Source organism: Cytobacillus gottheilii (genome assembly GCF_018582665.1).
Classification (GTDB): domain Bacteria; phylum Bacillota; class Bacilli; order Bacillales; family Cytobacillaceae; genus Cytobacillus; species Cytobacillus gottheilii.
Genome location: NZ_CP071709.1, coordinates 2,585,839 through 2,611,301, shown reverse-complemented (window position 1 = coordinate 2,611,301; position 25,463 = coordinate 2,585,839). Strand labels below are relative to the sequence as shown.

Here is a 25,463-nt window from a genome sequence, read left to right as displayed (position 1 = left end):
CATTATATTAAGAGTGAATCAAAATGGTTTATGCTCATGAGGTGTGCTTAAAAATTTTATATGCAATTTCAAAAAAATAGGAGTATAATATCCCAATAATAGCTATAAAAGCTAGAGTATAAACATATTCATTAAACAAAAGGAGTCTTTGTAATGGAGATATTGCAGCAATTATTGGACACATATGCCTCATTTTTTGACTGGAACATGTGGGGTGAAGTTTTAACCGATCCTGTGTCATGGGGGTACATTGGCACGCTGGTTGTGCTGGAAGGGCTTCTATCGGCAGATAATGCTCTTGTCCTGGCTGTAATGGTTCGCCCGCTGCCAAAAGATCAGCAAAAGAAAGCATTAACATATGGACTTTTCGGTGCATATTTCTTCCGATTTTTATTTATAGGATTAGGCATGCTGCTTATTAAGTTCTGGTGGATTAAAGTACTTGGCGCGGCTTACCTAGCGTGGCTAGTTGTCAAACACTTTTGGCTGGGAGAGAATGATGAAGAGGTTACAGAGAAAAAGAACAAAGGCTGGCTCACTAGAACCTTCGGTGTTTTTTGGGCAACCGTAATCTCAGTAGAATTATTAGATTTAGCGTTCTCAGTTGATAGTATTTTAGCAGCCTTCGCTGTTTCTGAAGAGGTTTGGATCCTTCTGATTGGCGGTATGCTTGGTATATTAATGATGAGAACAGTTGCAAAAGGGTTCTTATACTTAATAGAAAGAGTTCCTGAGCTTGAAAACACAGCTTTTATCCTAATAGGGATTATTGCAGCAAAAATGCTTCTTAGCGTTTTTGGGATTGAAATAGGTCATATGGTATTTTTCTCAATTATTATATTAGCCTTCTTATGTACCTTTGTTGTTCATTACTTAAATAATAGACATAATCACCATGATAAAACGATTTAAATATAATGAATAATGAGAGTATCTCTTATAAAATAGCAATTTTTAATCAGAGCAGAACAGCGCCATGCAAAATGGAGCTGTTCTGTTTTTTTTCTGCCAATAATCATCATCAAAATGATCCTATAATGTGAAGCACAAAGCACTTAATAGAGGATGAATTGGAAAAGCGCTTACAAAATAGGAAGTCTGTACTATTGTAAACTTATGTCAAACTTTTTAGAATAATTATATATTTCAGATAAAAGGAGTGGTGAAACGAAAATGGAAAATACGGCTAAAGAGCTGCAAAAAAATGAAGAACATATAAACTATAACCAAATTGCCAATAGTTCAGAATTTAAGCAGCTTATAAAGCAAAAGAAAAAATTCCTCGTCCCAATGACCATATTCTTTTTAGTCTTTTATTTTACTTTGCCGATCTTGACATCTTATACGACAATACTGAATCAGCCAGCCATCGGTTCAATCACATGGACATGGGTTTACGCTTTTGCACAATTCATTATGACATGGGCTTTATGTATGATTTATGTAAGAAAAGCTGCAGGTTTTGACCAGAAGGCAGATGAAATTGTTGATCAGTATACAGATAAGGGAGATCAAACAATATGAGTACGATTGGATTAAGCTTATTTGTTTTAATCGTTGCTGTGACGCTAGTGATTACTTATTGGGCTGCCAAGAGGACAAATACAACAAGTGAATTTTATACGGCTGGAGGTGGCCTGACAGGCTGGCAGAATGGGCTTGCTATTGCAGGTGATTATTTATCTGCAGCATCTTTTCTGGGGATCGCGGGAGCAATTGCCTTGTTTGGTTTTGACGGTTTCTTTTATTCAATTGGCTATTTAGTTGCCTATTTAGTTGTTTTATATATTGTGGCAGAACCTCTGCGCAACTTGGGGAAATACACAATTGCGGATATGATAAATGCGCGTTTTGATCAAAAAAAGGTACGCGGAGTAGCAGCATTAAGCACAATTACTATCGTTATTTTTTATATGATCGCGCAGCTTGTTGGCGCAGGTGCACTTATACAATTACTGTTAGGCATTGACTATTGGATAGCGGTATTGTTGGTTGGCGTTATGATGACCACATATGTTTTATTCGGCGGAATGACAGCAACCAGCTGGGTGCAGATTATTAAAGCAGTTTTGCTTATGCTTGGTACTGTTATTATTTCGGTTCTTGTATTAGCCGAATTCAATTTCAACATATTTTCTATGTTCGAACAAATAAAAACGCTAACAGAGCATGGGGAGAGCTACTTAAATCCTGGAGTCAGATATACGAATTCCTTAGACACGATTTCAATGATGGCAGCACTTGTATTGGGTACGGCTGGTTTGCCTCATATCTTAATGAGATTCTTCACCGTAAAAGATGCTAGAACAGCAAGAAGCTCTGTTGTAACGGCTACATGGGTAATCGGTATTTTTTACATTTTAACCATTTTCCTAGGTTTTGGAGCAGCAGCGTTTGTAGGTTCAACAGACATTATGGCAGCCAATTCAGCTGGAAATATGGCAGCACCACTGCTTGCGCAGGCACTTGGCGGCGATCTGCTTATGAGTTTTGTCGCAGCTGTTGCATTTGCCACGATATTAGCAGTAGTTGCAGGATTAGTATTATCAGGTGCCTCAGCTTTTGCACATGATATTTACGGACAGATTGTTAAGAAGGGCAAGATTACGGAAAAAGAGCAAATGCTAGCTGCCAGATATGCGTCTGTTGCGGTATCCGTTTTATCTATTTTACTGGCACTATTTGCTCAAAAGATGAATGTTGCTTTCCTTGTTTCATTGGCGTTCTGTGTAGCAGCAAGTGCGAACTTGCCAGTGATCATCTTTACGATTTATTGGAAGAGGTTTAACACTGCAGGTGCCATGACTGGAGTAATCACTGGATTAATCACAGCGTTAGTGCTTGTTGCGATTAGCCCAAGTGTTTTAAGTCCAGAAGCTGGGGCTGCGATTCTTACAGGAGAACCAATTTTCCCATTAACAAATCCTGCTATTGTATCCATACCAGCAGGTTTTCTCGGAGCTTACATTGGCACGATAGTCTCCAATAAGAGAGATGAAAAGAAATATGCAGAAGTTATGGTAAAGGCTAATACAGGATTAAAATAAGTAAAAAAGGTGAGAGCAGCTGCTTCTCACCTTTTTCGCTTTAAAAGTATTTTCCTAAAATTAGTGAAACTCTATTGACTTACCGTAAATAGGTATGATAAATAATTTATGTTAGCACTCTTGCTTTTAGAGTGCTAACATAGAATGAGAAAGGGGAGTTTACTATGGAAAAAATGCAATTCCAAGCAGAGTCTAAACGTCTTTTAGAAATGATGGTTAATTCTATTTATTCTCAAAAGGAAGTTTTTCTGCGAGAATTGATTTCAAATGCAAGTGATGCGATTGATAAGATTTACTATAAAGCTCTAACAGATGAAAATCTAACATTTAATAAAGACAGCTATTACATAAAAGTAATTCCTAATAAAGAAGGTCGTACCTTAACCATTCGTGATACTGGAATAGGGATGACAAAAGAAGAACTTGAAAATAACTTAGGCGTGATTGCTAAAAGCGGTTCCTTAGCATTTAAGTCTGAAAATGAAATTAAAGATGGTTTTGATATTATCGGCCAATTTGGAGTTGGCTTCTATGCAGCGTTTATGGTTGCAGATACTGTTACGGTCATTACAAAATCTCTGAATAGTGACGTGGCGTTTAAATGGACATCTGAGGGTGCAGACGGGTATACAATCGAGCCTTGGACAAAAGAAGATGTAGGTACAGAGGTTATTTTAAATATTAAAGATAATTCCGAAGAAGAAAATTACGATGACTACTTAGAAACCTATCGTCTGCAATCTATTATAAAGAAATATTCAGACTTTATTCGTTATCCAATCAAAATGGATACAGAAAAAAGTACCCTCAAGGAAGGCACTGAGGATGAATACGAAGATGAAACAATAGAAGAAACCATTAATAGTATGGTTCCAATCTGGAAAAAGAATAAAAGTGAGTTAACAGAAGAAGATTATGAATCTTTTTATCATGAAAAGCGATATGGATTTGATCAGCCGCTAAAATCCATACATATTAACGTTGATGGAACGATCAGATATAATGCCATTTTATATATTCCTGAAACCGTTCCGTTTGACTACTATTCAAAGGAATTTGAAAAAGGACTTGAGTTATATTCCAGCGGTGTATTGATTATGGATAAATGTTCAGATCTGCTTCCGGACCATTTTGGATTTGTTAAAGGCCTGGTCGATTCTGAGGATCTTTCTTTAAATATCTCCCGTGAAATGCTTCAGCAGGATCGTCAGTTAAAGCTGATTGCCAAAAATATCAGTAAAAAAATTAAAAGTGAACTGCAAGGTCTATTAAAGAATGACCGGGAGAAATATGAAAAGTTTTATCAGTCATTTGGCCGCCAGCTTAAATTCGGCGTATATAATGATTTTGGTGCTAACAAGGAAGCATTGCAGGATCTGTTAATGTTCTATTCTTCTAAAGAAAAGAAACTCGTTACGTTGGATGAATATATTGCCAGAATGCCTGAAGATCAAAATTACATCTATTATGCTACTGGTGCGACAAATGAACGCATTAGCAGATTACCGCAAACTGAGCTTGTAGCCGATAAAGGCTATGAAATTTTATATTTCACTGATGACGTGGATGAATTTGCGATTAAAATGCTAATGACCTATAAAGAAAAGGAATTTAAGTCTGTATCCAGCGCAGATCTTGGGATTGAAGAAGACGAGCAGGATGACAATGAGGAAAATAACCAGCAATACGCAGATCTTTTCGAAAGCATGAAGCAATTGCTGGAAGGAAAAGTAAAGGATGTCCGTCTATCTAAAAGGTTAAGAACACATCCAGTCTGCCTCACTGCTGATGGAGAAGTAACGATAGAAATGGAAAAAGTCCTTAGCATGATGCCGGACAACCAAAATGTACAAGCAGAAAAGGTATTGGAAATTAATCCGAACCATGAGGTAATGAACGCTCTGCAGCAGGCATTCAGCCTAGATCAAGAAAAACTGGCATTGTATACAAACCTTCTTTATCATCAAGCATTACTTATTGAAGGCTTGCCAATTGAAGATCCTGTGGAATTTACCAACAATATTTGTAAGGTAATGGTTTAAACAGTACACTGGCAAGAAACTTAGACTAAGTGTTACATTCAATAATTAGCCCGAATTATTAGCAGGTATTTTGATCTGTTTAATGGTTCGGGTTTTTTTGTGTTTAATTGGATAAAATCAGGTGGACTGAAGCAGAGTGAACCACACTCGGAGAAATGCGAGGAAAAGATAACACCCCGCATGCCAGCCGATGAAGCATAGGTGTAAATTTCGACTTTTGTTATCAAGGTGATCTTGCTGTAAGGCTGAAGACAATGCACCAAGCCCGGATAAAAAAAGTAAAGTAAACATTAAAATGAAAAGGATAGAACTCATAAGACTTTTTACCCTGAAAATGAGTATGGTTTAAAGTCAGATGAGCCAATAGTTTGAATTGACTAAAAAGTGGATTAAAATAGTGTGAAGATCTAAGAAATGAAGCTAAAATATGAAGAGAAGAATGGCAATGAAGATAGCACACTCTAATGAGACAGCTTTTGTAAAGGGGAGTAAATGACAGATGAATTTACTTATACGCAGCATGACGGAGGGATATGCCAAAGAGATATTAGAATGGAGCTACGAAAAACCATATGATTTTTATAATATTGAGCAAGAGGAAGGTCAGTTAGAAGAGCTATTAGATGGCACTTATTTTGTTGTTGTGAATAATACTGATGAATTATACGGATTTTTTTGTGTAGGCAATGCTGCAAAGGTTCCTGCAGGTCACCAGGCTAATGCATATGCAGATAACTGTGTGGATGTAGGATTGGGAATGAAGCCAGATCTAACTGGACATGGTCATGGAACAGCCTTTTGTACACTGATTTTGGAATTTATACAGCGTGCCAATCCTTGTTTGCCGTTAAGGTTAACGGTTGCTCATTTCAATAAGAGAGCTATTAAACTTTATAAAAAACTTGGCTTTGAAATGGAAAGATTCTTTAATACGGACAATGGACTATTTGTAACAATGATTAAGAATGATACGATCGAATAATTAATTACTGAAGAACTTATAAAATTTCTATATATAATTAAAACCAAGTCATAACCTTTTTTTTCATCCTTTAAAATACAATACAAAAAAGTGGCGTCAGTTACAGACGCCACTTTACTTAATTTATTAGGCTGTTTTCCTCACAATAAAGCTGATATATAGAAGTAGTGATATAAAAACAGATATAGCGGACACAACATAAATACTGCTGTAACCAAGCCAGTGTGCCACTTGACCAAATGTTATGGCACCAATTCCCACACCCAAATCAAAAAAGGAAAAGAAAGTAGCATTTGCCATGCCTCTGCGATTTGCTGGTGCTTCCTTAACAGACCATGCTTGAAGTGCTGGCTGAACGGTGCCAAAACCTAAACCATATAAAACAGCAGCTGCATATAGAATAAGACTATTTGGCAGCCATGCAAGTAAGCCCATTGCCGCAATAATCAGCAGTGCTCCTGGAATAAATACAGCCCGATGCCCTTTTTGATCATATAATCTGCCTGCGAATGTTCTGCTTATTAGCAATGCCACTGCATACAGCAGGAAATACCACTCAATCCCAGTCACATTGCTTTGTGCTGCATAGATTGGCAAAAATGAAGCGATGCCGCCGAAAGTCACTGTAATAAAGAATAATAACAATGAAGGCTGCAGTGCACTCTTTTCATATACATCCCATTTTCTTTTTTCAGTAACAGGCTGCTCTTCCACTTTTTTGTAATTAATATTACGTGCGAGTAGCAATGCAGTTAACCCTAAAGCACCGCAAATTAGAAATAATTGCTGAAATGATAAAACACCTACAAATGCCAGGCCTAACGTCGGTCCAAAGGCAAGGGCGATATTACCGGACAGACCATAATACCCCATTCCTTCACCACGGCGTTTAGCAGGTATGATATCTGTTGCGATCGTTCCTGAAGCAGTGGTGGAAAACCCCCAGCCTATTCCTTGAATGATCCGAATGACGAGCAAAAGAGTTAAGCTTGCTGCAAATCCAAATGATCCAACAGATAAAACAAAAATAGCTAGACCAATTAAATAAACATATCTTCTTCCTTTCGTTTCTAATGCATGACCAGCATAAGGTCTCAGCAATAAAGCAGAGAAAGTAAATATGCCTACAACAATTCCTATAAGCTGATCATTTCCGCCTAGCTCTTCAACAAATAGCGGCAATGTTGGCAATGTCATTTGAAATCCGAGGAATACAAAGAAATTGGCCAGACAAATAAATATAAAGTCTTTTGTCCAGATTTTCTCGGGCTTTCCTTGTGTGCCTGCATGTTCTGCTTGTTTTGATTGCCCCATACATACTCCTCCTATTGGAAATATCTGTTTAACATATTTAGCTTTCCTAAATACAACAAACACTATTTTACAGGAAACTGATAGAAAAGCATATCAAAAAGCCAAAAATATCCTTGATTATTCTAAATGTTTAAGTACAAGGCTGCTGTGGTAACTTATAAATACAGGAAGAAAAAAGAATTGAAAAATCAGAAAACTTTTGCTATAATTGAAAAAAGTCAAGGGGTTGATTTCAAATGGAAAAGCACACGCTCTATTCACCGCATCAGTCTGAGGAAAACATGGTCTCACACCTAGCGGAAAAGGTGTTAAATGAAGCATTGCTGACGTATAAAATCCAAAAGCTTCGCAATGAAATTGATAAGACCCTCGAAAATCGTGACCAGGCATTATTCATGAAATTGACAGAAGAATTAAATGACCTGACAGAACAATTAAATTAATTTATTCAAACAGTCCCTGCTTTATAGGGGGCTGTTTTTCTGTGTGTGGTGAATTACTTCAAACTGATAAAAGGGGAAAAAGGATGAGTACCATTAAAATTGGAAGGTATAATAGCGGGGCGAAAAACTGCATAACAGATGTGGAGGGAGTAAAGGTCGGGCACGTGACCATTGACGAGCAGTATGAGTCCTCCAATGAATTCGCCTGTACAGGAGTGACGGCCATTTTGCCGCATAGCGGCAATCTTTTTAAAGAAAAAGTAATCGCTGCAAGTTATATTATAAACGGTTTCGGTAAAACAACAGGACTTGTACAGCTTAATGAGCTTGGATTATTGGAATCGCCTATTATGCTGACAAATACATTCGGTGTTTCAGCTGTAACACAAGGAACATTACAATATATGCTGCAGCAAAACGAGGAGATAGGTGATACAACAGGAACAATTAATATTATTACAGGTGAATGTAACGACAGCTATTTGAATTCAATTCGATTATTACCGGTAAAACCGCATCATGCCATAGCTGCAATTGAGGAGGCAAGTGATGTATGTGAAGAGGGCGCAGTCGGGGCAGGCAAGGGGATGGTTTGTTTTGGGTACAAAGGAGGGATTGGCACTGCTTCCAGGAGGATTCCTTATACAAGTGATCAAGATTTTATGTTAGGCTGTCTCGTGTTAAGTAATTTTGGTAACCCTAGAGATTTTCATTATAGTAAATACATAAATGATATAAATCAAGATTCAATTCATAAACCTGAGGATGGTTCCATTATAATTGTCATTGCGACAGATGTACCATTAAGCGACAGACAGCTTAAACGAGTTGCCAAAAGGAGCACTGTAGGGCTGAGCAGGACGGGGAGTCATATAAGCCATGGAAGCGGAGATATTGTCATTGCCTTTTCAACAGCTAATAAAGTGCCCCACTTCTCTGCCGATTCTTTTATCGACCAAGGGCTAAGCATTCGTGAAGAACAAGGGATTATGGACGATATCTTTGCTGCTACCGCTGATATGGTTGAGGAAGCAATTGTTTCTTCATTGTTAAAAGCAAAAACAACGATTGGCAGGAATGGCAGAGCTGTTAAATCAATAATTGATAAATAAAGTATCTTTTTACCGGAAAATCTGCTGATTTTTCCGGTTTTTTTTATTGTTTTTATCTCATACTAACGAATGTAAATAATGGCATTACTGCTAACATTCTCTTTCTGGAGTGTGAATATATGTTCAGAACAAGAAAAAAGGATAAAACTTCAGCAGAGAATAAAAATGCTGCAGAAACCATTCAAACGGTATTTAATGATTTAAGCGCATCAGATGATTTTAAACAGTCGTTTGTAACAAATAGACATGTAACCTTTTGTATTGGATTTTATGAAACACTTACAGAGGCGGATATATTACACAAAGATATTCTTCACAATGTTCAAAAAGCAGTAAGTATTGAGGAATTGACCGCCTTGCTTCCTTTTGAAGATCTTAAAATATCCGAAGATGTAACGCTTATTCAGGATGCTTTGCTTCAAGGATCAGTTTGTATTCATAACAGTATAAGTAACAAGCAGTTTTGTCTTGTAAAAGCTAAGTCTGCAAAGGAGAGACAGGTAGCTCCGCCAGAGGTTGAATTCAGCGTGGTTGGTCCTAAAGAATCTTTTGTGGAAAGCTATCAGACGAACATTCATTTGATTAGAAAAAGATTGCCAATTTCTAATTTAGTTGTCAAGGAGAGAACAGTAGGAAGACTCTCAAAAACGAAGGTGGGCGTATTATATATTGAGGGCATTGCCAACAAAGAAAATTATAATACGGTTCTTCAGCGTATAGAAGATTTGAATATAGATCAAATTGCTGATAGTTCTTATTTAACCCAGCTTATTCAGGATAATCAGCATTCTCCCTTTCCTCAATTTATCGATACAGAACGGCCAGACCGGATGGCAGCCGTATTAGGAGAGGGGAAAGTTGCCATCATAGTGGACGGGGCTCCGCATGCCTTAATTGGACCTACAACCATTTTTGAATTTTTCTCAGCATTTGAGGATTACTATTTAAACTGGCTAGTGGCATCATTTTTTAGATTAGTCCGCTTTTTTGCCGTTTTATTCTCTATCTTGGTTACACCCTTGTATGTAGCCGTTTTAACATACCATTATGAGCTTATCCCTAAGGATATGGTTAGTACACTTGTAACATCACGAACCGCTATCCCGCTTCCTCCCATACTGGAAGCTCTTATACTTGAATTGGCGATTGAATTACTTCGTGAGGCAGGTGCAAGGCTGCCGACAAAGGTAGGTCAAACAATTGGTATCGTTGGCGGGATCGTCATTGGTACAGCCTCTGTAGAAGCGGGATTAACAAGTAATGTACTGCTAATTATAGTTGCTTTAGCAGCCTTGGCTTCATTCACTACCCCTGTCTATCAAATGGGCAACACAATTCGATTAATACGATTTCCCTTTCTGCTCATGTCCCATTATATAGGTCTGATTGGCGTTGCTATCAGTTTTTGTTTTTTACTGATCCATCTTCTGCGCCTTTCCTCATTAGGAAGACCTTTTCTTGAACCTCTTTTCCCATTGCGCGTATTTGATTTGAAGGATGCACTCATCCGCTTGCCTTTTAAGTATCAATCCAAGCGACCAATCCAGGCGCAGACAGAAGATACGGTGAAATTTAATCAATCAGAAGCAAAACACAAAAACGAGTGAAATTGAATTTATGAGAAATGAGCGATTGTTATGGTACAAAAGGAAGAACAAGTTTCGCCTTTTCTAGTTTTCTTTTTAATACATGCGATTCAAGTTGGAGTGGGGATCTTAGGTTTTCAGCGGATTGTGATTAAATCAGGAGGAAATGACAGCTGGATTGCTGTTATAGCCGCTGCAATAATCGTCAGTGCAGTAATATTTATACTGTACACGCTATTAAACCGCCACCAAATGGACATTATACAGATTCAGAAAAAACTATTTGGCAAATATATTGGTTCATTATTAGGACTAATATGGATAATGAATTGGATCTTGTTAACAGTTACTGTTTTGAGCAGCTTTGTGGAAATTGTGGAAGTCTGGGTGTTCTCGACAATTAATATTTATGTATTTGCCTTTATTTTTATTTTGCTCATCTACTATTGCTTAACAGGAGGATTCCGAGTAGTTGCTGGTATATGTGTATTAGGAACCATTATCCCTATGTATTTATATTTGACTTTTTTATTTCCTCTCGAGCATACTCACTTGCGCAATTTGCTGCCCATCTGGAATCATTCAATAAAAGAAATGGGTCTTGCGACGAGGGATATGTCGTTAAGTTACCTGGGATTTTCAAGCTTGCTCATGTATTACCCTTATATAAAAAATGCAAAAAGCTCGCAAAAATGGGCTCATTTTGGGAACATCCTTACCTGCCTCATCTATTTATTTCTAATGGTTATTACTATAGGGTATTTTAGTGAAAAGCAGTTAAGTCATCACATATGGGCTACTTTATCTCTCTGGAAAATTGTTGAACTGCCTTTTGTAGAAAGGTTTGAATATATCGGAATTACATCATGGGTGCTAATGATTTTACCGAATATCTGCTTATTGGTTTGGGCGGCAGCGGAAGGGATCGGGAAAGTAGTAAACATTAAACAAAAAAAGGTACTGCTCATTATTTTATTAATCGTATACATTTTAACCATTTTCATGAGTGGCAGAGAAAGAATAGACATGATGAATAATGTATCAGCTAAACTTGGCCTATTCTTGCTATTTGTTTACATCCCAGTTTTAAGTGCATATTCTTTTGTTTGGAATAAACTGAAGGAGAAGAAGAAATGAAGAAAATCTTTCAGCTCTTTTTGCTTGCTGTTATTGTTTTTCTAAATGGCTGTATGAATATTGATACGCAAATTCTCGATGAAATCCAGCTTTCTTCTGCAACGGGCTATGATTTAGTAGATGAAGATCAATATGAAGTTACTGTTGTATATCCAGTATACGAAAGTGGGGGCGGAGTGAAAAATAAGACTCTGACAACTACCGATAATTTAAGTAAAGAAGTACGAGATAAACTGAATTTGAAATCAGAAAAACCATTGGTAAGCGGAAAACTTGAAGTAGCACTATATAGTAGAGAATTAGCAGAAAAAGGTATTTCACCTATCTTAGATTCTCTTACCAGGGATCCTTCTGTTGGATCTAACGTGATGATTGGAGTAGCTGATGGCAGTACGAAAGAGATTTTAGAACAGCAATACGGTGAAACAGATAATGGCATTTTTTTATCAGACTTAATTGAACAAAATATGGAAGCTGGTGTTATTCCAAAAACAAATCTTCATCTTTTTATGTATGGCAACTATGCTGAAGGACTGGATCCTATTGCGCCAATAATTGGCCTATCGGAGGATGAATTGACATTGAAGGCAATTGGATTGTTTGATAGCGACCGACTGGTTGGACATGTTGATGAGAAAGATTTCTCACTTTTAAGAGTCCTAATGGAGCATAAAAGCAAGAGAGATTCTTTTTCGCTGGAAATTAATGATCATGAAAAAGTATCTATTTCTTCAATGGGAACAACGTTAAATTATAAAGTCTCTAAACCAATGGAGATGAGTGATATTACTATTCATTTAAAGATAAAAGCGTATATTCGTGAATATATTGATGGTGGATTAAAGAAAATCAAAAAGCAGCAAATTGAAAAGGCTTTTGAGAAGGATTTAAAAGAAAGAGGAGATGCACTAGTTAAGCAATTTCAAGAATTAGGTATTGATCCGCTGGGAGTAGGCGAAGAAGTTAGAACGAGAAGCCGAAATTGGGATGTGAAAAAATGGGATGATCTTTATCCTGCGATTTCCATTCATATCGTGCCTGAGGTCAACATAACAGAAAGTGGAGTATTAGAGTAGGTGCATTTAAAAAAATTATTACTTACCTAAATTTAGTCGAGCCTGCTGGCACATCAGTGCATCATCCTTAAAACCTTGATGACAGATCATTCTTCCACTAAAATGTATATATGGTAATGTGTTACGATATTATTAGTTCAATTAAGTGAAAACAAAAGATTGCACATACATTTGGAGGGTGGATTATGATTAAATTCGGTGTGATAGGAACGAACTGGATTACTGAAAGCTTTTTAAAGGCAGCTAGCGAGATTCAGGATTTTAAATTGCAAGCTGTTTATTCTAGAACGGAAGAAAAGGCTAAGACATTTGCAAATCAGTATCATGTAAGCACGATTTTTACAGATCTGGATGAAATGGCAAAAAGCGACGAAATTGATGCTGTTTACATAGCTACTCCCAATTCATTGCATGCTGAGCAGGCCATTCTTTTCTTAAACCATCAAAAACATGTTTTATGTGAAAAGCCCATTGCATCCAATGCGATTGAGTTTAAACAGATGGTTCAAGCCGCAAAAGAAAATAACGTGCTGCTTATGGAAGCGATGAAATCTACATATATGCCTGTTTTCAACGAGGTAGAAAAGCATTTAGAAAGAATTGGACAAGTTCGTAAATATTTCGCCAGCTATTGCCAATACTCATCAAGGTACGATGCATATAAAAATGGTCAAGTTCTAAATGCTTTTAATCCAGCATTTTCGAACGGTTCTTTAATGGACATTGGCGTATATACCATCTATCCTCTTGTTAGATTGTTTGGAAAGCCAAAAGAAATACAGGCTTCCTGTATAAAGCTAGATACCGGAGTTGATGGTCAAGGCAGCATTATCATGAAGTATGAAGATAAAGAGGCAGTTGTCTTCTTTTCAAAGATTGCTGATTCTAATCTGCCTGCTGAAATACAAGGAGAGAAAGGCAGCATTATGATTGATCGAATCAGTTCACCTCAAAAGGCTGGAATTGTACTTAGAGGCAGCGAAGCAGAAGATCTAACGGTATCACAATCATTTGATCCTATGTATTATGAAACAAAAGCATTCATTGACCTAATTAAAAATGGGGAAACAGAATCTAAAATTAATTCATTCAAAACATCTCTTGAAGTGTTGGAAATCATGGATGAGGCCAGAAAGCAAATGGGTATTGTTTTCCCAGCTGACGAGAAGGCAATAAATAGCTGACGATAAGCAATGGTCTTGCCGATGTTTAGAAGGTAATGCAGAGCCTTAAATATCAGAATAAAAACCTGCAATATAGAGGCGGCTTAAATGGAAAACCCAAACGATTAAAAGACGTTGCATTTATCGTCTGTCTAATCGTTTGGGTTTTTTTGATGAATTAGGTAAAACTGCTAAAATAAATATCTATAAATTGATAAGTCTATGAAGCTGTTTTTCTATGCTAACAGACTTTTCTATGTTGCTGCTGCAGTTATTAGAACAAATATAAAGAATCCGAGCATTGCAGCAAATCCCACAGGCAGTCCAAATTTAGCCCATTCCTTGCTAGTAATCTGCAATTTGCCGGCAGAGATGATATTAGGAATATTTCCTGGTATCAACATGCCTCCGCTTAATAAAAGCCCCATTAAGATCATTTGCACGGTAAACTGTGACATGGAAGAACTAATTTCAGCAGCAGCAAGTGTGGCATTATCCAGGAGAGCGGAAATAATATTAATCCAATACAAATAATAGGGATCAAGATTAAGTAAATAGTGATTGATTAACGGTTCAAAACCTGCACCAAGGAAGGTTAAACCCATGACAAAAAAGTAGATCTTTAATGCTCGAACAAATATCTCTTCATAGTTTTCTGAGTTCGGTCTCTTGCTGAATGAAGCTTTTCCATCCGCTGGGGGATGAACAAATAAAATGGTCAGAAAGGCAAAGAAGATAATAACAGCGATCACCTGAGGTCCAATTAAGGTGAACAATAAGAAAAAGTCACCCTTTAATTTACTCACAGCAATCGTTGCTAATGGTTCGCCAATAGGAGTTAAGGCTGCCCCAGATCCAATCGCAAAACATGCCAGTACAACAAATCTAACTTCAGAAGCTCTATCAAGCCTCAGCGCACTTACAACAACGACAAGAACTAATGCAGCAATAATAGCTGTTATAAAGCTGGAAATAATGCCAAGTAAGACCACAACACTTGCAGCAAATAAGCGGAACGGCATTTTCTGACTAAAACGGATGATTGATTTTTCCAAAGGCACCTGCAGCCATTTAAATAACAACCCAGCAATAAATACGGCAATGGCAATATTAATTGGATCACTAGCAGCCTTAACGAAAAGGGCGCCGTCAAACACTCCGCTCACGAAAGCTGCCAGTAATCCCATCAAGAACAAGAAAAATTCTAAGTTTTCCTCAACGACTCTTACAGTAAACGGTAATAACATAACGAGCGCAAAAATAATGAGCAATCCAAAAAACATAATCAAACTCCAATTATTTGTATTTCCACACGTGTACGCGGATATTTGATATATATGTTTTAAATTGGACAAACTTTACAACTAGTTCATTTTGTCATTTATATACTGTTAAGAGCTGTACCGTTTATATTAAATTCTGGCTCTTTCATCGCCAGCTTCGGTGTTTGGCGTTCAATACCTTCTTCTGTTGAGATTGAATAGCTTCCAGTTTGTGCAGTGGAGGCCCCTTTCTGCTCATCTAAATGTGAATAAATGAATTGATCCATCATGCATCTCCTTTCATAATTGAACAAAAGAGGCTATGCATCCTTCTGCTCAGTGTGTTTTTTTATTATATTTATATTCTTTACCTAGTGTGTAACAAAATTAGGAATTTTTCTCTAATAAATTTACTACTTTCTGCTCCTGTTCTGCTTAAAGGGTACGAAGATTTGAATAGGGATACTGAATATTATTGTCATATAGTGAAAAGTCCTTGTATAATATTTATAATGGTTTGTTATACAAAGAGGAGTTTTTATATATGGAAATTTTAATATCTTTTTTAGGGCATGTAGCAATCGCTATCTTTCTAGCTCTTAACGCGCCAAAATACGGGAAAAGTCCTGTTTTATGGGGGATATTTGGCTTTTTCTTCGGAATATTGGCTTTAGGTATTTATTTTGTACAGACAGGAAAAAAGGTGATTGGCTGGATTCTTATTATCATCTTCGCTATGATCATGATTTTGATCGTCATATTTTTTTCAGTCCTCATAGCTTTTATTTTTAGTTCATTCAGTTAACCTATGCTGCCTAAAGCTTAGGTTTTCTTTATATTAGCTTCATAAATTTTTGTTTGTGCAATAGTCTCTCACTGCGGTAAAATAAAGGGTATGAATTTCGTTGAAAAGGTGATGTTTTTTGAATAAGAGAAAGCTTCATGTTATGGATATAGCTCATCATCTCTTTATTGAAAAAGGCTTTCAAGCAACTTCTATACAAGAAATATTAGAAAGCAGCAGGATTTCTAAAGGTACTTTTTATAATTATTTTTCCTCTAAAAGCGAATTATTAATTGAGATTATAAAATGGCTTCATGAAAAACTTGAAGACGAACGAAGTGCCATGCTTATAGGAGAGGATTTGAAGAATAAAGAGGTATTTTGCAAGCAAGTGGTTATTCAAATGAAGAATAATAAACGAAATAAGCTCTTGAATTTATATCGTGAAATATTTGCAAGTAAGGATGCCGATCTTGTCCGTTTTATTAAGCATCGCCAAGTAATGGAGATACGCTGGTTAATGAAACGATTCAGTGATATTTGCGGCGAAGATAAAAAGCCATATTTACTTGATTGTGCAGTCATGTTTTTAGGAATAGTCCATCAAAATATTCAATATAACAGATTAGATGAAGAAGCAGATAACGACCATATTGAAAAAGTAATCGAATATAGTGTGAATCGAATCTTATATATGGTCGAGGAAGTATCACTTCATGAAGCACAGCTGCTGGATCCTGCGATTATAAATAAATGGCTGCCGACACATTCACAGGAAGAGCTGGAACTAAATGAACGTATTGATTTGCTTCATGCACAGCTTCAAAATATTATCCATAATTCCCATTTTAGTGCTGAAGAAAAGGATCGGCTGACAGAGCTGATTGAATTTATTAAAGAGGAATTATTTGAAGTAAAGAAGGTAAGGCATTTTGTAATTGAAAGTGCACTGGATTCAATATCGGCTAATGAGGTAATAGCGCAGAATGTTTATTTTCAAAGATATATGGATGTCATCAGGCAGAATATTCATTGACTTGAACTACACATTGATTACGTATTCAATGATTATAATCCTTCATAGAATACATAAAAAAACCAGCAGATGTTGTGCTGGTTTTTTTATTATATTTATTTGTCCTTTTTAGGAGGAAGTCCATTGTCCGCCGTTCACATGCAAGGTTTGCCCCGTCATAAAGCGGGAATCATCAGAGGCTAGAAAAACAAATGCAGGAGCTAGTTCAAATGGCTGACCCATTCTGTTCATTGGATTTCCAGCCAGTGCTACTTGATCAGCCGAAAAACTAGATGGGATGAGTGGTGTCCATACCTTACCCGGAGCCAGTGCATTAACACGAATGCCTTCCTTTACTAAGTTATTCGCCAGTGCACGGGTAAATCCCACATTGGCTGCTTTTGTAGCTGTATAATCAATCAGCAAATCATTGCCTTCATAAGCTACAATGGAGGCTGTATTGATAATAGTACTTCCTGCCTTTAAGTATTTCAGTGCTGCACGAGTCGTATAAAAATGAGAATAAATATTCACTTTAAATGTATCATCAAACTGTTCATCGCTGATATCCATTAAGCTATTTTGATGAAATTGAATGCCGACATGATTGCATAAAATATCCAGCTTCCCGAACTCGGCTACCGTATCTTCTACAATTTTTATGCATTGTTGTTTTTCTCGCAGATCACCCGGCAATAGTAGACAGCGTTTGCCAATCGCCTCAATTCGTCTTTTCGTTCGATTAGCGTCATCATGTTCATCCAAGTAGGCGATTGCAACGTCAGCACCTTCTTTAGCAAACGCAATGGCTGCGGCTGCTCCCATTCCGCTGTCTCCGCCAGTGATTAAAGCTGTTTTACCGTTAAGTTTTCCGCTTCCAGTATAATTTGGATTTTCAATGATCGGTTTTGGCACCATTAAGCCTTCTTCACCAGGCTGCCGGTATTGACGCTGCTCTGGTACTGCGAGCGGTACTTCCTCATATCTTGTAATTTTTCCGAAATTCGGATACATAGGGTAGTCTTGCTTACCTAGTTTTTCATAATCGTTATTAGGCACGGTAAAGCCTCCTTTTCCTGCAGTCAGATTAACTTATGATGCATATGCCTAATTTGTGCCTATGTGTTGCAGTAAAGGAGACTTGCTCAATAATAGGTGGATTTGCATATAGTGCTCAAGACTGGATGTAAGAGAGGAGATGTGAAGGATGTTGCCTTATTATGTGAATTTAGAAGTGAAATACTTACTGATCGACGAATCAAATGAAAAAGAGGAAGTTTTTTATGCTGATAATGAGACGCCATTTAACCTGGCCATGATTGGCCCAAGACCGCCTTTCTATGCAAATCCAAGATATGAACCATATTTTACAAAGATTTAAGATTATATTTATCAATTTAGGAAACGAAAAAGGGAATCCAAGGCTGCTGGATTCCCTCTTTTATATTTACGAAACATATGGAGAAGATCTAATACTTTACAAAACGTACATAAACACGCTTAAGAAATGAGCGGTTGTTCCAAGCATAATAAAAATGTGAAAGATCTCATGAAAACCTAAATGTTTAAACTCTAGGAATTTGGGCTTAACGGCATAAATGACTCCGCCAATCGTGTATAATACACCACCAAAGATTAATAGGAAAACACCCGCTGTGCTTAACGTTTCACTTAAAGGTGCAAACGCAAAAATAATGATCCATCCCATACCAATATAAAGGGCAGTCGATAACCAGCGCGGGCAATTAAACCAAACCATTTTAAAGACAATACCCAATACGGCAATAACGGATACAATCGTAAACAGCACCCATCCGGTAACTCCGTTTAAACTAATTAAACAAAAAGGAGTATAGGAGCCGGCAATTAATACGAAGATCATAGAATGATCCAGTCTTCTAAGAAAAGCGATCACTCGGTCTTTTGCGATGACCATATGATAGGTCGCTGAAGCGGAATACAGCAAAATCATACTAATTCCAAAAATGATGACAGCAGTAATAGCAATTGCTGAAGTAGTTGTCATTGATGCTTTTATTACCATAGCGATTAAGGCAATAAAAGAAAGGATTGCACCGGCAAGGTGGGTAAGTCCGTTAATAGGTTCACGAATATAAGATGTCATTTTTGCATCCTCCTTCTTTTAAAACAATTATATGTAGTATCGATAACTACATATAATGATATACGTATTTTGATATGTAGTCAACATTTACATACTGAAAAATTTAAAGTAATATGAACGATATAATACATCGAAATAGAGGGTTAAACAAATGAAGGAAATGAATGAGATAGTAAGGAAGATGGCGCTGGAGAAGTATATATCATTAGAGGAAATTCCGCAGATCGATTTATATATGGATCAGGTCATTCAGCTCTTTGAAAATAAATATGCAGAAGCTAAACGCAATGAAGATGAGAAAGTCCTAACAAAAACGATGATTAATAATTATGCTAAGGGAAAGTTGTTTTTTCCAGTAAAAAACAAGAAATATTCCAAGGAACATATCATCTTGATCAGCTTAATCTATCAATTAAAAGGTGGATTATCCATTAATGATATTAAAACAACGCTGGATGGCTTAAATAAAAGAGAAGACGATTCAGATTTCGAATTAGAAGGCTTTTATAATAGTTACCTCAAAATCTTTAATCAAAACATTACCGATTTTCAAAGTCATGCGGAATTAAAGCAGGAAGAAGCTCGTGATCAAATAGCGCACTCTTGTCATGAAAGTGAGGAAGAGCTGCAGCAAATTCTTCTCATCACATCAATTGTACAAATGAGTAACCTTTATAGACGATTGGCTGAAAGATTAGTAGATGAATTATCCTCCAAACAAGAAAAGTAAATCGTTATAAACTTACATATACACCGTCTCAGATAATGAAAAAGGCTATTCCAGTCCATAACAGAACTGGAATAGCCTTTTTGTTTGCAAATTTATTTTGCGTTGTGCTGCTTCATTACTTCTGAAACGATCTCATAGGAACGCAATCGGTCTGTATGATCAAAGATTTGTGCATTGACAATAATCTCATCAGCGCCAGTTTCTGCAATAAATGCAGTTAATTTTTCTTCAACAGTAGAAGCATCACCAACAATTGAGCCACCTAACTGCTTATCAAGAATAGCCTTTTCATAAGGCGTGCAAACAGTTTCAATCTCATCGATTGGTGCTCTTAATTTTCCGCGTTCATTTCGAATTAAACCAAGAAAAGATTGCTGCATAGATGTAGCTATTCTTTTAGCCTGTTGTTCTTCGTCTGCTGCAATAACATTCACACCAACCATCACATAAGGTTCACTTAAAACAGAGGATGGAGTAAAGCTTCTTCTGTATAAATTAATAGCCGGTATTGTATTCTCAGGTGAAAAATGGCTTGCAAACGAGAAAGGCAATCCTAGCTGACCCGCAAGCTGAGCACTAAAACCGCTTGATCCGAGCAGCCAAATTGGTATGGAAAGTCCTTCACCAGGGACGGCATGTACTGCCGGAGTATGTTCACTTAAAGAAGGATCAAAATAGGCTCTCAATTCCTCCAGCTGTTCAGGAAAGTCATTCCCATCGCTGCGGCGATCCCGTCTTAAAGCCATTGCCGTTACCTGGTCTGTACCCGGCGCACGGCCTAATCCAAGATCAATTCGATTGGGGAAAAGTGACTCTAGTGTACCAAATTGTTCTGCAATGACTAATGGAGCATGATTGGGCAGCATAATTCCGCCGGATCCTACTCTAATAGTTGAAGTTCCAGCAGCAACATGGCCAATTACGACAGATGTTGCAGAACTTGCGATGCCTGGCATATTATGATGTTCAGCTAGCCAGAAGCGCTCATAACCCCATTTTTCTGCATGCTGTGCTAAGTCTAATGTATTCATTAAGGAGTCTTGGACTGTACTATTTTCAACGACAGGCGCTAAATCCAATACAGAATATTTTACGTTTGTCATCTGCTCTCAGCTTCTTTCTGAATTATTGTAGGTACATACATTCTAACAATTGTGTACGCTATGACCAAAAAAAATGCTTAATAGGGAGGAGATACATAAAATATCTTTTTTAGCTTACAAGTACTCCTAAATACTAGCTGTCTGAGAGTGCTGGAATATTGGTTACATTCAAAACGGTATTAATACGAGATCTAATAGAAAACATGTTCTGGCTTAGAGAAAAATAAAGTAAATAACCAATGCTAAAACAATACGATAAATAGCGAATGGAATCAGTTTAATTTTGTTAATGAGCTTCAAAAAGAATTTAATGGATAACAGTGCAAAAAGAAAGGCACTAATGAAGCCAGCAATAAAAAAGGGCAGAGCATCAATGGTAAAGTACTGCCAATTTTTTAACAGGGATAAAAAGCTTGCACCAGCCATAATGGGCACGGCCATTATAAAGGTAAAATCAGCTGCAGCACGATGGCTTAATCCCAATATTACACCGCCTGAAATGGTAGAACCAGAACGTGAAAAACCAGGCCATAGTGAAAAACACTGTATTAGACCAATCGAGAAGGCCTGTTTATATGTAATCTCCTCAACTGTGTTAACCTTTGGCTTTTTAGATGATAATAAATCAGCAGCAATCATAAATAATGCCCCAATAATCAGACCAATTACAACCGTCTTTGTTGTAAACAAATGCTCATCAATATAATCCTCAAATAAAACCCCTAATATTCCAGCCGGTATTAAACCAACAATCACTGTAGAGAGCCTTAGTCGATTACGGTCTGCCGCTGCTTCCGCTTTTTTCTTTGATAATCCAAGCATATCAATAAAACGATCTTTAAAAATAATAATAACTGCTAAAATCGAACCTAACTGAATGACCACTTTAAAGGTATTGGCCGTATATTTTGATAAAAAAGATTCAGTCTGCAGCCACATATCATCCACGATGATCATATGTCCTGTTGAAGAGACAGGTGCAAATTCTGTTAAACCTTCTACAATTCCTAAGATAATTGCTTTTAAGATTGTTAATAAATCAAATTCCATTTTTCTTTGCTCCTTTTATAATGATTCTTGCCACATTTATAGACGAAGAAAGCTGCCTAATTCCCTTCAACATTATAAAGTTTTTTTAAATAATATTTTTTTTGATGAATGGGATGATATGTAAACTGCAGTGATAAAGAAGGAATGAGTATTTTGTTTTTTAAAGGTAAGAATAAAATATAGTAGGAATATATCACATAGTGTACTGTTGAATAACAGTACTTTGCAGTGTAATTATTGGAAATTGGTGAAAGAAAAAGGTTATTATATTAAAAAAGAAGGGTAACAAACAATAAAATTGATTGAAATGGGGAAGAGTTCTTGGTTATTGCAATAATATTTTTCATGTTAATGTCTTTCTTCTTATCCGGAAGTGAAACCGCATTAACCGCAGTCAACAAAATGAAATTAAAAACACGTGCTGAAAATAATGATACGAAAGCTGCAAAGCTGCTCGAGACAGTGTCTAAGCCAGATGAGCTTATTACAGCAATTCTTATTGGTAATAATATTGCCAATATTATGCTTCCGACTTTAGTTACTGTCATTGCAATTGAATATAATTTTAATGTCGGAATTGCAACAGGGATTCTAACAGTTGCGCTTATTATTTTTGCTGAAGTTCTGCCAAAGTCGATTGCTGCATCTCTGGCAGACCGAGTTGCTTTTATTGTATATCCAGTAATCAGAATCTTAATGATTGTCTTAAAACCTTTGACATTCTTGCTTTCAAGATTCACAAGAATGGTGATAAGGTTAGTTTCAAAAGAAGATCCTGATGCAGTTTCAGTTTCAAGAGAAGATTTGATCACAATGGTAGACATTGCAACTGTAGAAGGGACCTTTAAGAACGAAGAAACACAAACCATTAAAGGGGTTATTGATTTTTACAGTCTGGATGTAAGAGACGCTCTTAAAACTCCCAGGATGGATATCATAGGCATACCATATGATTCAGAGTTTGATTCAGCCCGGGATATTGTGCTAAACAATCATTACACAAGATATCCCGTTTATAAAGAAAATATGGATAATATTATCGGTGTGTTTCATTCAAAATATTTATTGTCCTGGTCTGTAGAGGACGGCAAAACACTTCATGACTATACAGATAATGAACCGCTTTTTGTTTATGAATTCCACTCGATTGAAAAAGTATTTAAACTGATGACAAAAGAGCGTAAGCATATGGCGATTGTGTTGGATGAATACGGCGGTACCCGCGGAATTATCAGCCATGAGGATATAATTGAAGCGATGCTTGGACAGGAAATCGAAGATGAAACGGATGAAGATGCAACTATTTTGATTGATGAATTAACAGATACTCATATTATCTGTAATGCCAAATTGGCGATTAGACGCATTAATGATGTGTTTAAAAGCAGAATTCCAGAAGACGAGGACATCCTAGCAGGTTTCTTGCTGAAAGAACTAGGTTATTTTCCCGAAGAAGGTGAGAAGTTCGATTATCAGCACTTGGAGTTTGAAATTTTAACTGTTATAGATAATCGAATTGACCAGGTTAAGATTGAAAAGAAGGTACCGGCAAAATAAACCTAAAAGAGCAGCTGTTTATATAATAGCTGTCTCTTTTTTTTTGTGTGCGCCCGGCATGCGCATGAACTATAGGGTGTAAGTCCCGAACCTCGAAGACAGAAGTAGAGGTTAGCTAAAAGCAAGGGTGTCCGTGGTGACGCGGAATCTGAAGGAAGCTGGAGGCAAAACACCGGTCCGAGGAACACGAATCTCATATAAGGCTAGGTATGATTGAATGAGTTTGCATAACAAAACAAAGTTCTTTCTGTCGAAGGTCATATTCAGTAAATGAGGCGGACAGATGGTGTGAAAGTGCATGCGCTTACCCGGGGAGGTCTGACAGAAACGTGAAGTTCCCTTCATAACCTACTTGGTGACAAGTAGCTGAACTGTCAGAAGTCAGCAGAGGTCATAGTACGAGTAAGTCTAGAATTACTCGGAAGGACTGAACAATTAAGAGAGATTAGCCCTTGGCTTTCCACCTAGAACGAATAAACACAGAAAACAGCAGAACCTCACGCTTAGAAAGTAGTGGTGAATTCCACGAGGGTATTTGCGGAGGGTGGAGTTCAGGTGGGCATAAGAAGATAAGCTAATCACGGAAAGGAACGAAATGGCGATGTTGGATCAAATTCTGGAACGGCCAAATATGATACAAGCGCTAAAGCGAGTAGAAGCGAATAAAGGAAGCCATGGAGTAGACATGATGCCCGTACAAACCCTACGACAGCACATCCTCGAAAATTGGGAAACCATTAAATCGCAGATTTTGAAGGGAACTTATGAACCGCAACCAGTACGTCGAGTCGAAATCCCGAAACCAGATGGTGGTGTGCGTTTACTAGGGATCCCAACCGTGACAGACCGTTTGATTCAACAAGCTATCTCGCAGATTTTATCGAAGGAATATGACAAAACATTTTCGGACCACAGTTATGGATTCCGTCCAAATCGGAGCGCCCATGACGCGGTTCGGAAAGCAAAGGGTTATTTGAAGGAAGGTTATCGATGGGTGATTGATATGGATTTAGAGAAATTCTTCGATAAGGTCAATCATGACCGACTAATGGCGACATTAGCGGAACGAATTTCAAATAAACCATTATTAAAACTTATTCGTAAATACCTCCAAGCTGGTGTCATGATCAATGGAGTGGTTTCAAGTACAGAAGAAGGAACACCACAAGGTGGACCTTTAAGTCCTTTACTTTCAAACATAGTTCTTGATGAACTTGATAGAGAGTTGGAGAAACGTGGACATAAGTTCGTTCGATACGCAGATGACTGCAATATTTATGTGAAAACAGAACGTGCGGGGCTAAGAGTAATGGCGAGTGTACAAAGATTTATCGAAGGAAAACTTCGTTTAAAAGTAAACGAAAAGAAATCAGCAGTAGACCGCCCTTGGAATCGAAAGTTCTTAGGTTTTAGTTTCACGAATCACAAAGAACCAAAGGTTCGTCTTGCGAAAACAAGTCTAGTTCGAATGAAGAAGAAAATACGAGAAATTACTTCAAGGAAGATGCCATATTCCATGGAATACAGAATCATGAAGTTAAACCAATATCTAATGGGATGGTGCGGTTATTTTGCCTTAGCAGATACAAATTCCACATTTAAATCATTAGATAGCTGGATTAAAAGAAGATTAAGGATGTGTCTATGGAAGGATTGGAAGAAACCTCAAACAAGGGTCAGAAATCTTACTCGGCTGAAAGTGCCATATGGAAAAGCATACGAGTGGGGAAACACCCGAAAAGGGTACTGGCGTATTTCGAAAAGCCCCATATTACACAGAACCCTCGGCAATTCCTATTGGGAAAGCCAAGGGCTGAAAAGTCTGCAAGTTCGTTATGAAATTTTGCGTTACTCATCTTAATTGAACCGCCGTATACGGAACCGTACGTACGGTGGTGTGAGAGGTCGGGAGTTAATCGCTCCCTCCTACTCGTT

At 37.3% G+C, this 25,463-nt stretch carries 24 protein-coding genes; 17 read left to right on the top strand and 7 right to left on the bottom strand.

Going from position 1 to position 25,463, the window contains the following annotated elements; genetic code table 11:
• Window positions 1-153: 153 nt before the first annotated feature.
• The 5 genes from J1899_RS12860 to J1899_RS12840 all read left to right on the top strand — a co-directional run bounded on the left by J1899_RS12860 (window position 154) and on the right by J1899_RS12840 (window position 6,071).
• On the top strand, window positions 154-912 hold the full coding sequence (locus J1899_RS12860) for a TerC family protein (protein ID WP_066444920.1): 759 nt from the start codon (window positions 154-156) through the stop codon (window positions 910-912).
• A gap of 261 nt (window positions 913-1,173) precedes the next feature.
• The gene (locus tag J1899_RS12855) at window positions 1,174-1,524 is read left to right on the top strand and encodes a DUF485 domain-containing protein (protein ID WP_180320211.1); all 351 of its coding nucleotides are present in this window, start codon (window positions 1,174-1,176) and stop codon (window positions 1,522-1,524) included.
• Complete coding sequence (locus tag J1899_RS12850; RefSeq protein ID WP_214474224.1) at window positions 1,521-3,047, top strand: solute symporter family protein; 1,527 nt, start codon at window positions 1,521-1,523, stop codon at window positions 3,045-3,047. Before J1899_RS12855 ends, J1899_RS12850 begins: the two co-directional genes overlap by 4 nt.
• Window positions 3,048-3,211: 164 nt before the next feature.
• Window positions 3,212-5,089: a molecular chaperone HtpG gene (htpG, locus tag J1899_RS12845; protein ID WP_214474216.1), complete on the top strand. Its 1,878-nt coding sequence runs from the start codon at window positions 3,212-3,214 to the stop codon at window positions 5,087-5,089.
• A gap of 499 nt (window positions 5,090-5,588) precedes the next feature.
• Window positions 5,589-6,071 (top strand): GNAT family N-acetyltransferase, encoded by a 483-nt coding sequence (locus J1899_RS12840; RefSeq protein WP_214474213.1) that lies wholly within the window; start codon window positions 5,589-5,591, stop codon window positions 6,069-6,071.
• 126 nt (window positions 6,072-6,197) lie between these two features.
• Here the strand turns inward: J1899_RS12840 and J1899_RS12835 are convergent, their stop codons facing one another.
• Window positions 6,198-7,385, bottom strand: coding sequence for an MFS transporter (locus J1899_RS12835; RefSeq protein WP_214474205.1), 1,188 nt, complete (start codon window positions 7,383-7,385; stop codon window positions 6,198-6,200).
• A gap of 236 nt (window positions 7,386-7,621) precedes the next feature.
• Between J1899_RS12835 and J1899_RS12830 the strand changes: the two genes are divergently transcribed.
• From J1899_RS12830 to J1899_RS12805, 6 genes are all read left to right on the top strand, one after another.
• Window positions 7,622-7,828, top strand: a complete 207-nt coding sequence (locus tag J1899_RS12830) for an IDEAL domain-containing protein (RefSeq protein ID WP_151572673.1) — start codon at window positions 7,622-7,624, stop codon at window positions 7,826-7,828.
• Between the two features lie 83 nt (window positions 7,829-7,911).
• Window positions 7,912-8,940 (top strand): DmpA family aminopeptidase, encoded by a 1,029-nt coding sequence (locus J1899_RS12825; RefSeq protein WP_214474203.1) that lies wholly within the window; start codon window positions 7,912-7,914, stop codon window positions 8,938-8,940.
• A gap of 119 nt (window positions 8,941-9,059) precedes the next feature.
• Complete coding sequence (locus J1899_RS12820) at window positions 9,060-10,547, top strand: spore germination protein (protein WP_214474201.1); 1,488 nt, start codon at window positions 9,060-9,062, stop codon at window positions 10,545-10,547.
• Window positions 10,548-10,577: 30 nt separating this feature from the next.
• Complete coding sequence (locus J1899_RS12815) at window positions 10,578-11,663, top strand: GerAB/ArcD/ProY family transporter (RefSeq protein ID WP_214474190.1); 1,086 nt, start codon at window positions 10,578-10,580, stop codon at window positions 11,661-11,663.
• On the top strand, window positions 11,660-12,739 hold the full coding sequence (locus J1899_RS12810) for a Ger(x)C family spore germination protein (protein ID WP_214474188.1): 1,080 nt from the start codon (window positions 11,660-11,662) through the stop codon (window positions 12,737-12,739). The genes J1899_RS12815 and J1899_RS12810 overlap by 4 nt, the downstream gene beginning before the upstream one ends.
• 185 nt (window positions 12,740-12,924) lie before the next feature.
• A complete protein-coding gene (locus J1899_RS12805; protein ID WP_214474177.1) occupies window positions 12,925-13,923 on the top strand; it encodes a Gfo/Idh/MocA family protein in 999 nt (332 codons plus the stop codon).
• A 233-nt stretch (window positions 13,924-14,156) separates the two neighbouring features.
• Here J1899_RS12805 and J1899_RS12800 read toward each other — a convergent pair whose 3' ends face one another.
• Complete coding sequence (locus J1899_RS12800; protein WP_214474174.1) at window positions 14,157-15,185, bottom strand: DUF1646 family protein; 1,029 nt, start codon at window positions 15,183-15,185, stop codon at window positions 14,157-14,159.
• 98 nt (window positions 15,186-15,283) lie between these two features.
• A complete protein-coding gene (locus J1899_RS12795; protein WP_214474171.1) occupies window positions 15,284-15,451 on the bottom strand; it encodes a hypothetical protein in 168 nt (55 codons plus the stop codon).
• A 257-nt stretch (window positions 15,452-15,708) separates the two neighbouring features.
• On the opposite strand from J1899_RS12795, the gene J1899_RS12790 reads away from it, so the two are divergent.
• Entirely contained in the window at window positions 15,709-15,969 is a 261-nt protein-coding gene (locus J1899_RS12790; RefSeq protein WP_214474167.1) for a hypothetical protein, read from the top strand.
• 118 nt (window positions 15,970-16,087) lie between these two features.
• On the top strand, window positions 16,088-16,984 hold the full coding sequence (locus J1899_RS12785; protein ID WP_066444960.1) for a TetR/AcrR family transcriptional regulator: 897 nt from the start codon (window positions 16,088-16,090) through the stop codon (window positions 16,982-16,984).
• 108 nt (window positions 16,985-17,092) lie between these two features.
• On the opposite strand, the gene J1899_RS12780 is transcribed toward J1899_RS12785, so the two are convergent.
• The gene (locus J1899_RS12780; protein ID WP_066451567.1) at window positions 17,093-17,977 is read right to left on the bottom strand and encodes an SDR family oxidoreductase; all 885 of its coding nucleotides are present in this window, start codon (window positions 17,975-17,977) and stop codon (window positions 17,093-17,095) included.
• 193 nt (window positions 17,978-18,170) lie between these two features.
• Between J1899_RS12780 and J1899_RS12775 the strand changes: the two genes are divergently transcribed.
• Window positions 18,171-18,344 carry a hypothetical protein gene (locus J1899_RS12775; RefSeq protein ID WP_156495759.1) on the top strand — a complete coding sequence of 58 codons (174 nt, stop codon included), beginning with the start codon at window positions 18,171-18,173 and terminating at the stop codon, window positions 18,342-18,344.
• Between the two features lie 96 nt (window positions 18,345-18,440).
• On the opposite strand, the gene trhA is transcribed toward J1899_RS12775, so the two are convergent.
• Window positions 18,441-19,088, bottom strand: a complete 648-nt coding sequence (gene trhA / locus J1899_RS12770) for a PAQR family membrane homeostasis protein TrhA (protein ID WP_066444963.1) — start codon at window positions 19,086-19,088, stop codon at window positions 18,441-18,443.
• 151 nt (window positions 19,089-19,239) lie between these two features.
• Between trhA and J1899_RS12765 the strand changes: the two genes are divergently transcribed.
• Window positions 19,240-19,818 carry a DUF1836 domain-containing protein gene (locus J1899_RS12765; RefSeq protein ID WP_066444968.1) on the top strand — a complete coding sequence of 193 codons (579 nt, stop codon included), beginning with the start codon at window positions 19,240-19,242 and terminating at the stop codon, window positions 19,816-19,818.
• A gap of 92 nt (window positions 19,819-19,910) precedes the next feature.
• On the opposite strand, the gene J1899_RS12760 is transcribed toward J1899_RS12765, so the two are convergent.
• Together J1899_RS12760 and J1899_RS12755 are read right to left on the bottom strand one after the other, a co-directional pair.
• The gene (locus J1899_RS12760) at window positions 19,911-20,921 is read right to left on the bottom strand and encodes an LLM class flavin-dependent oxidoreductase (protein ID WP_214474164.1); all 1,011 of its coding nucleotides are present in this window, start codon (window positions 20,919-20,921) and stop codon (window positions 19,911-19,913) included.
• 213 nt (window positions 20,922-21,134) lie between these two features.
• A complete protein-coding gene (locus J1899_RS12755) occupies window positions 21,135-21,971 on the bottom strand; it encodes an undecaprenyl-diphosphate phosphatase (RefSeq protein ID WP_214474161.1) in 837 nt (278 codons plus the stop codon).
• 321 nt (window positions 21,972-22,292) lie between these two features.
• Between J1899_RS12755 and J1899_RS12750 the strand changes: the two genes are divergently transcribed.
• Together J1899_RS12750 and ltrA are read left to right on the top strand one after the other, a co-directional pair.
• Window positions 22,293-23,528 carry a hemolysin family protein gene (locus J1899_RS12750; RefSeq protein WP_066444979.1) on the top strand — a complete coding sequence of 412 codons (1,236 nt, stop codon included), beginning with the start codon at window positions 22,293-22,295 and terminating at the stop codon, window positions 23,526-23,528.
• A 601-nt stretch (window positions 23,529-24,129) separates the two neighbouring features.
• On the top strand, window positions 24,130-25,389 hold the full coding sequence (ltrA, locus tag J1899_RS12745; protein ID WP_214474158.1) for a group II intron reverse transcriptase/maturase: 1,260 nt from the start codon (window positions 24,130-24,132) through the stop codon (window positions 25,387-25,389).
• The last annotated feature ends 74 nt before the right edge of the window (window positions 25,390-25,463 follow it).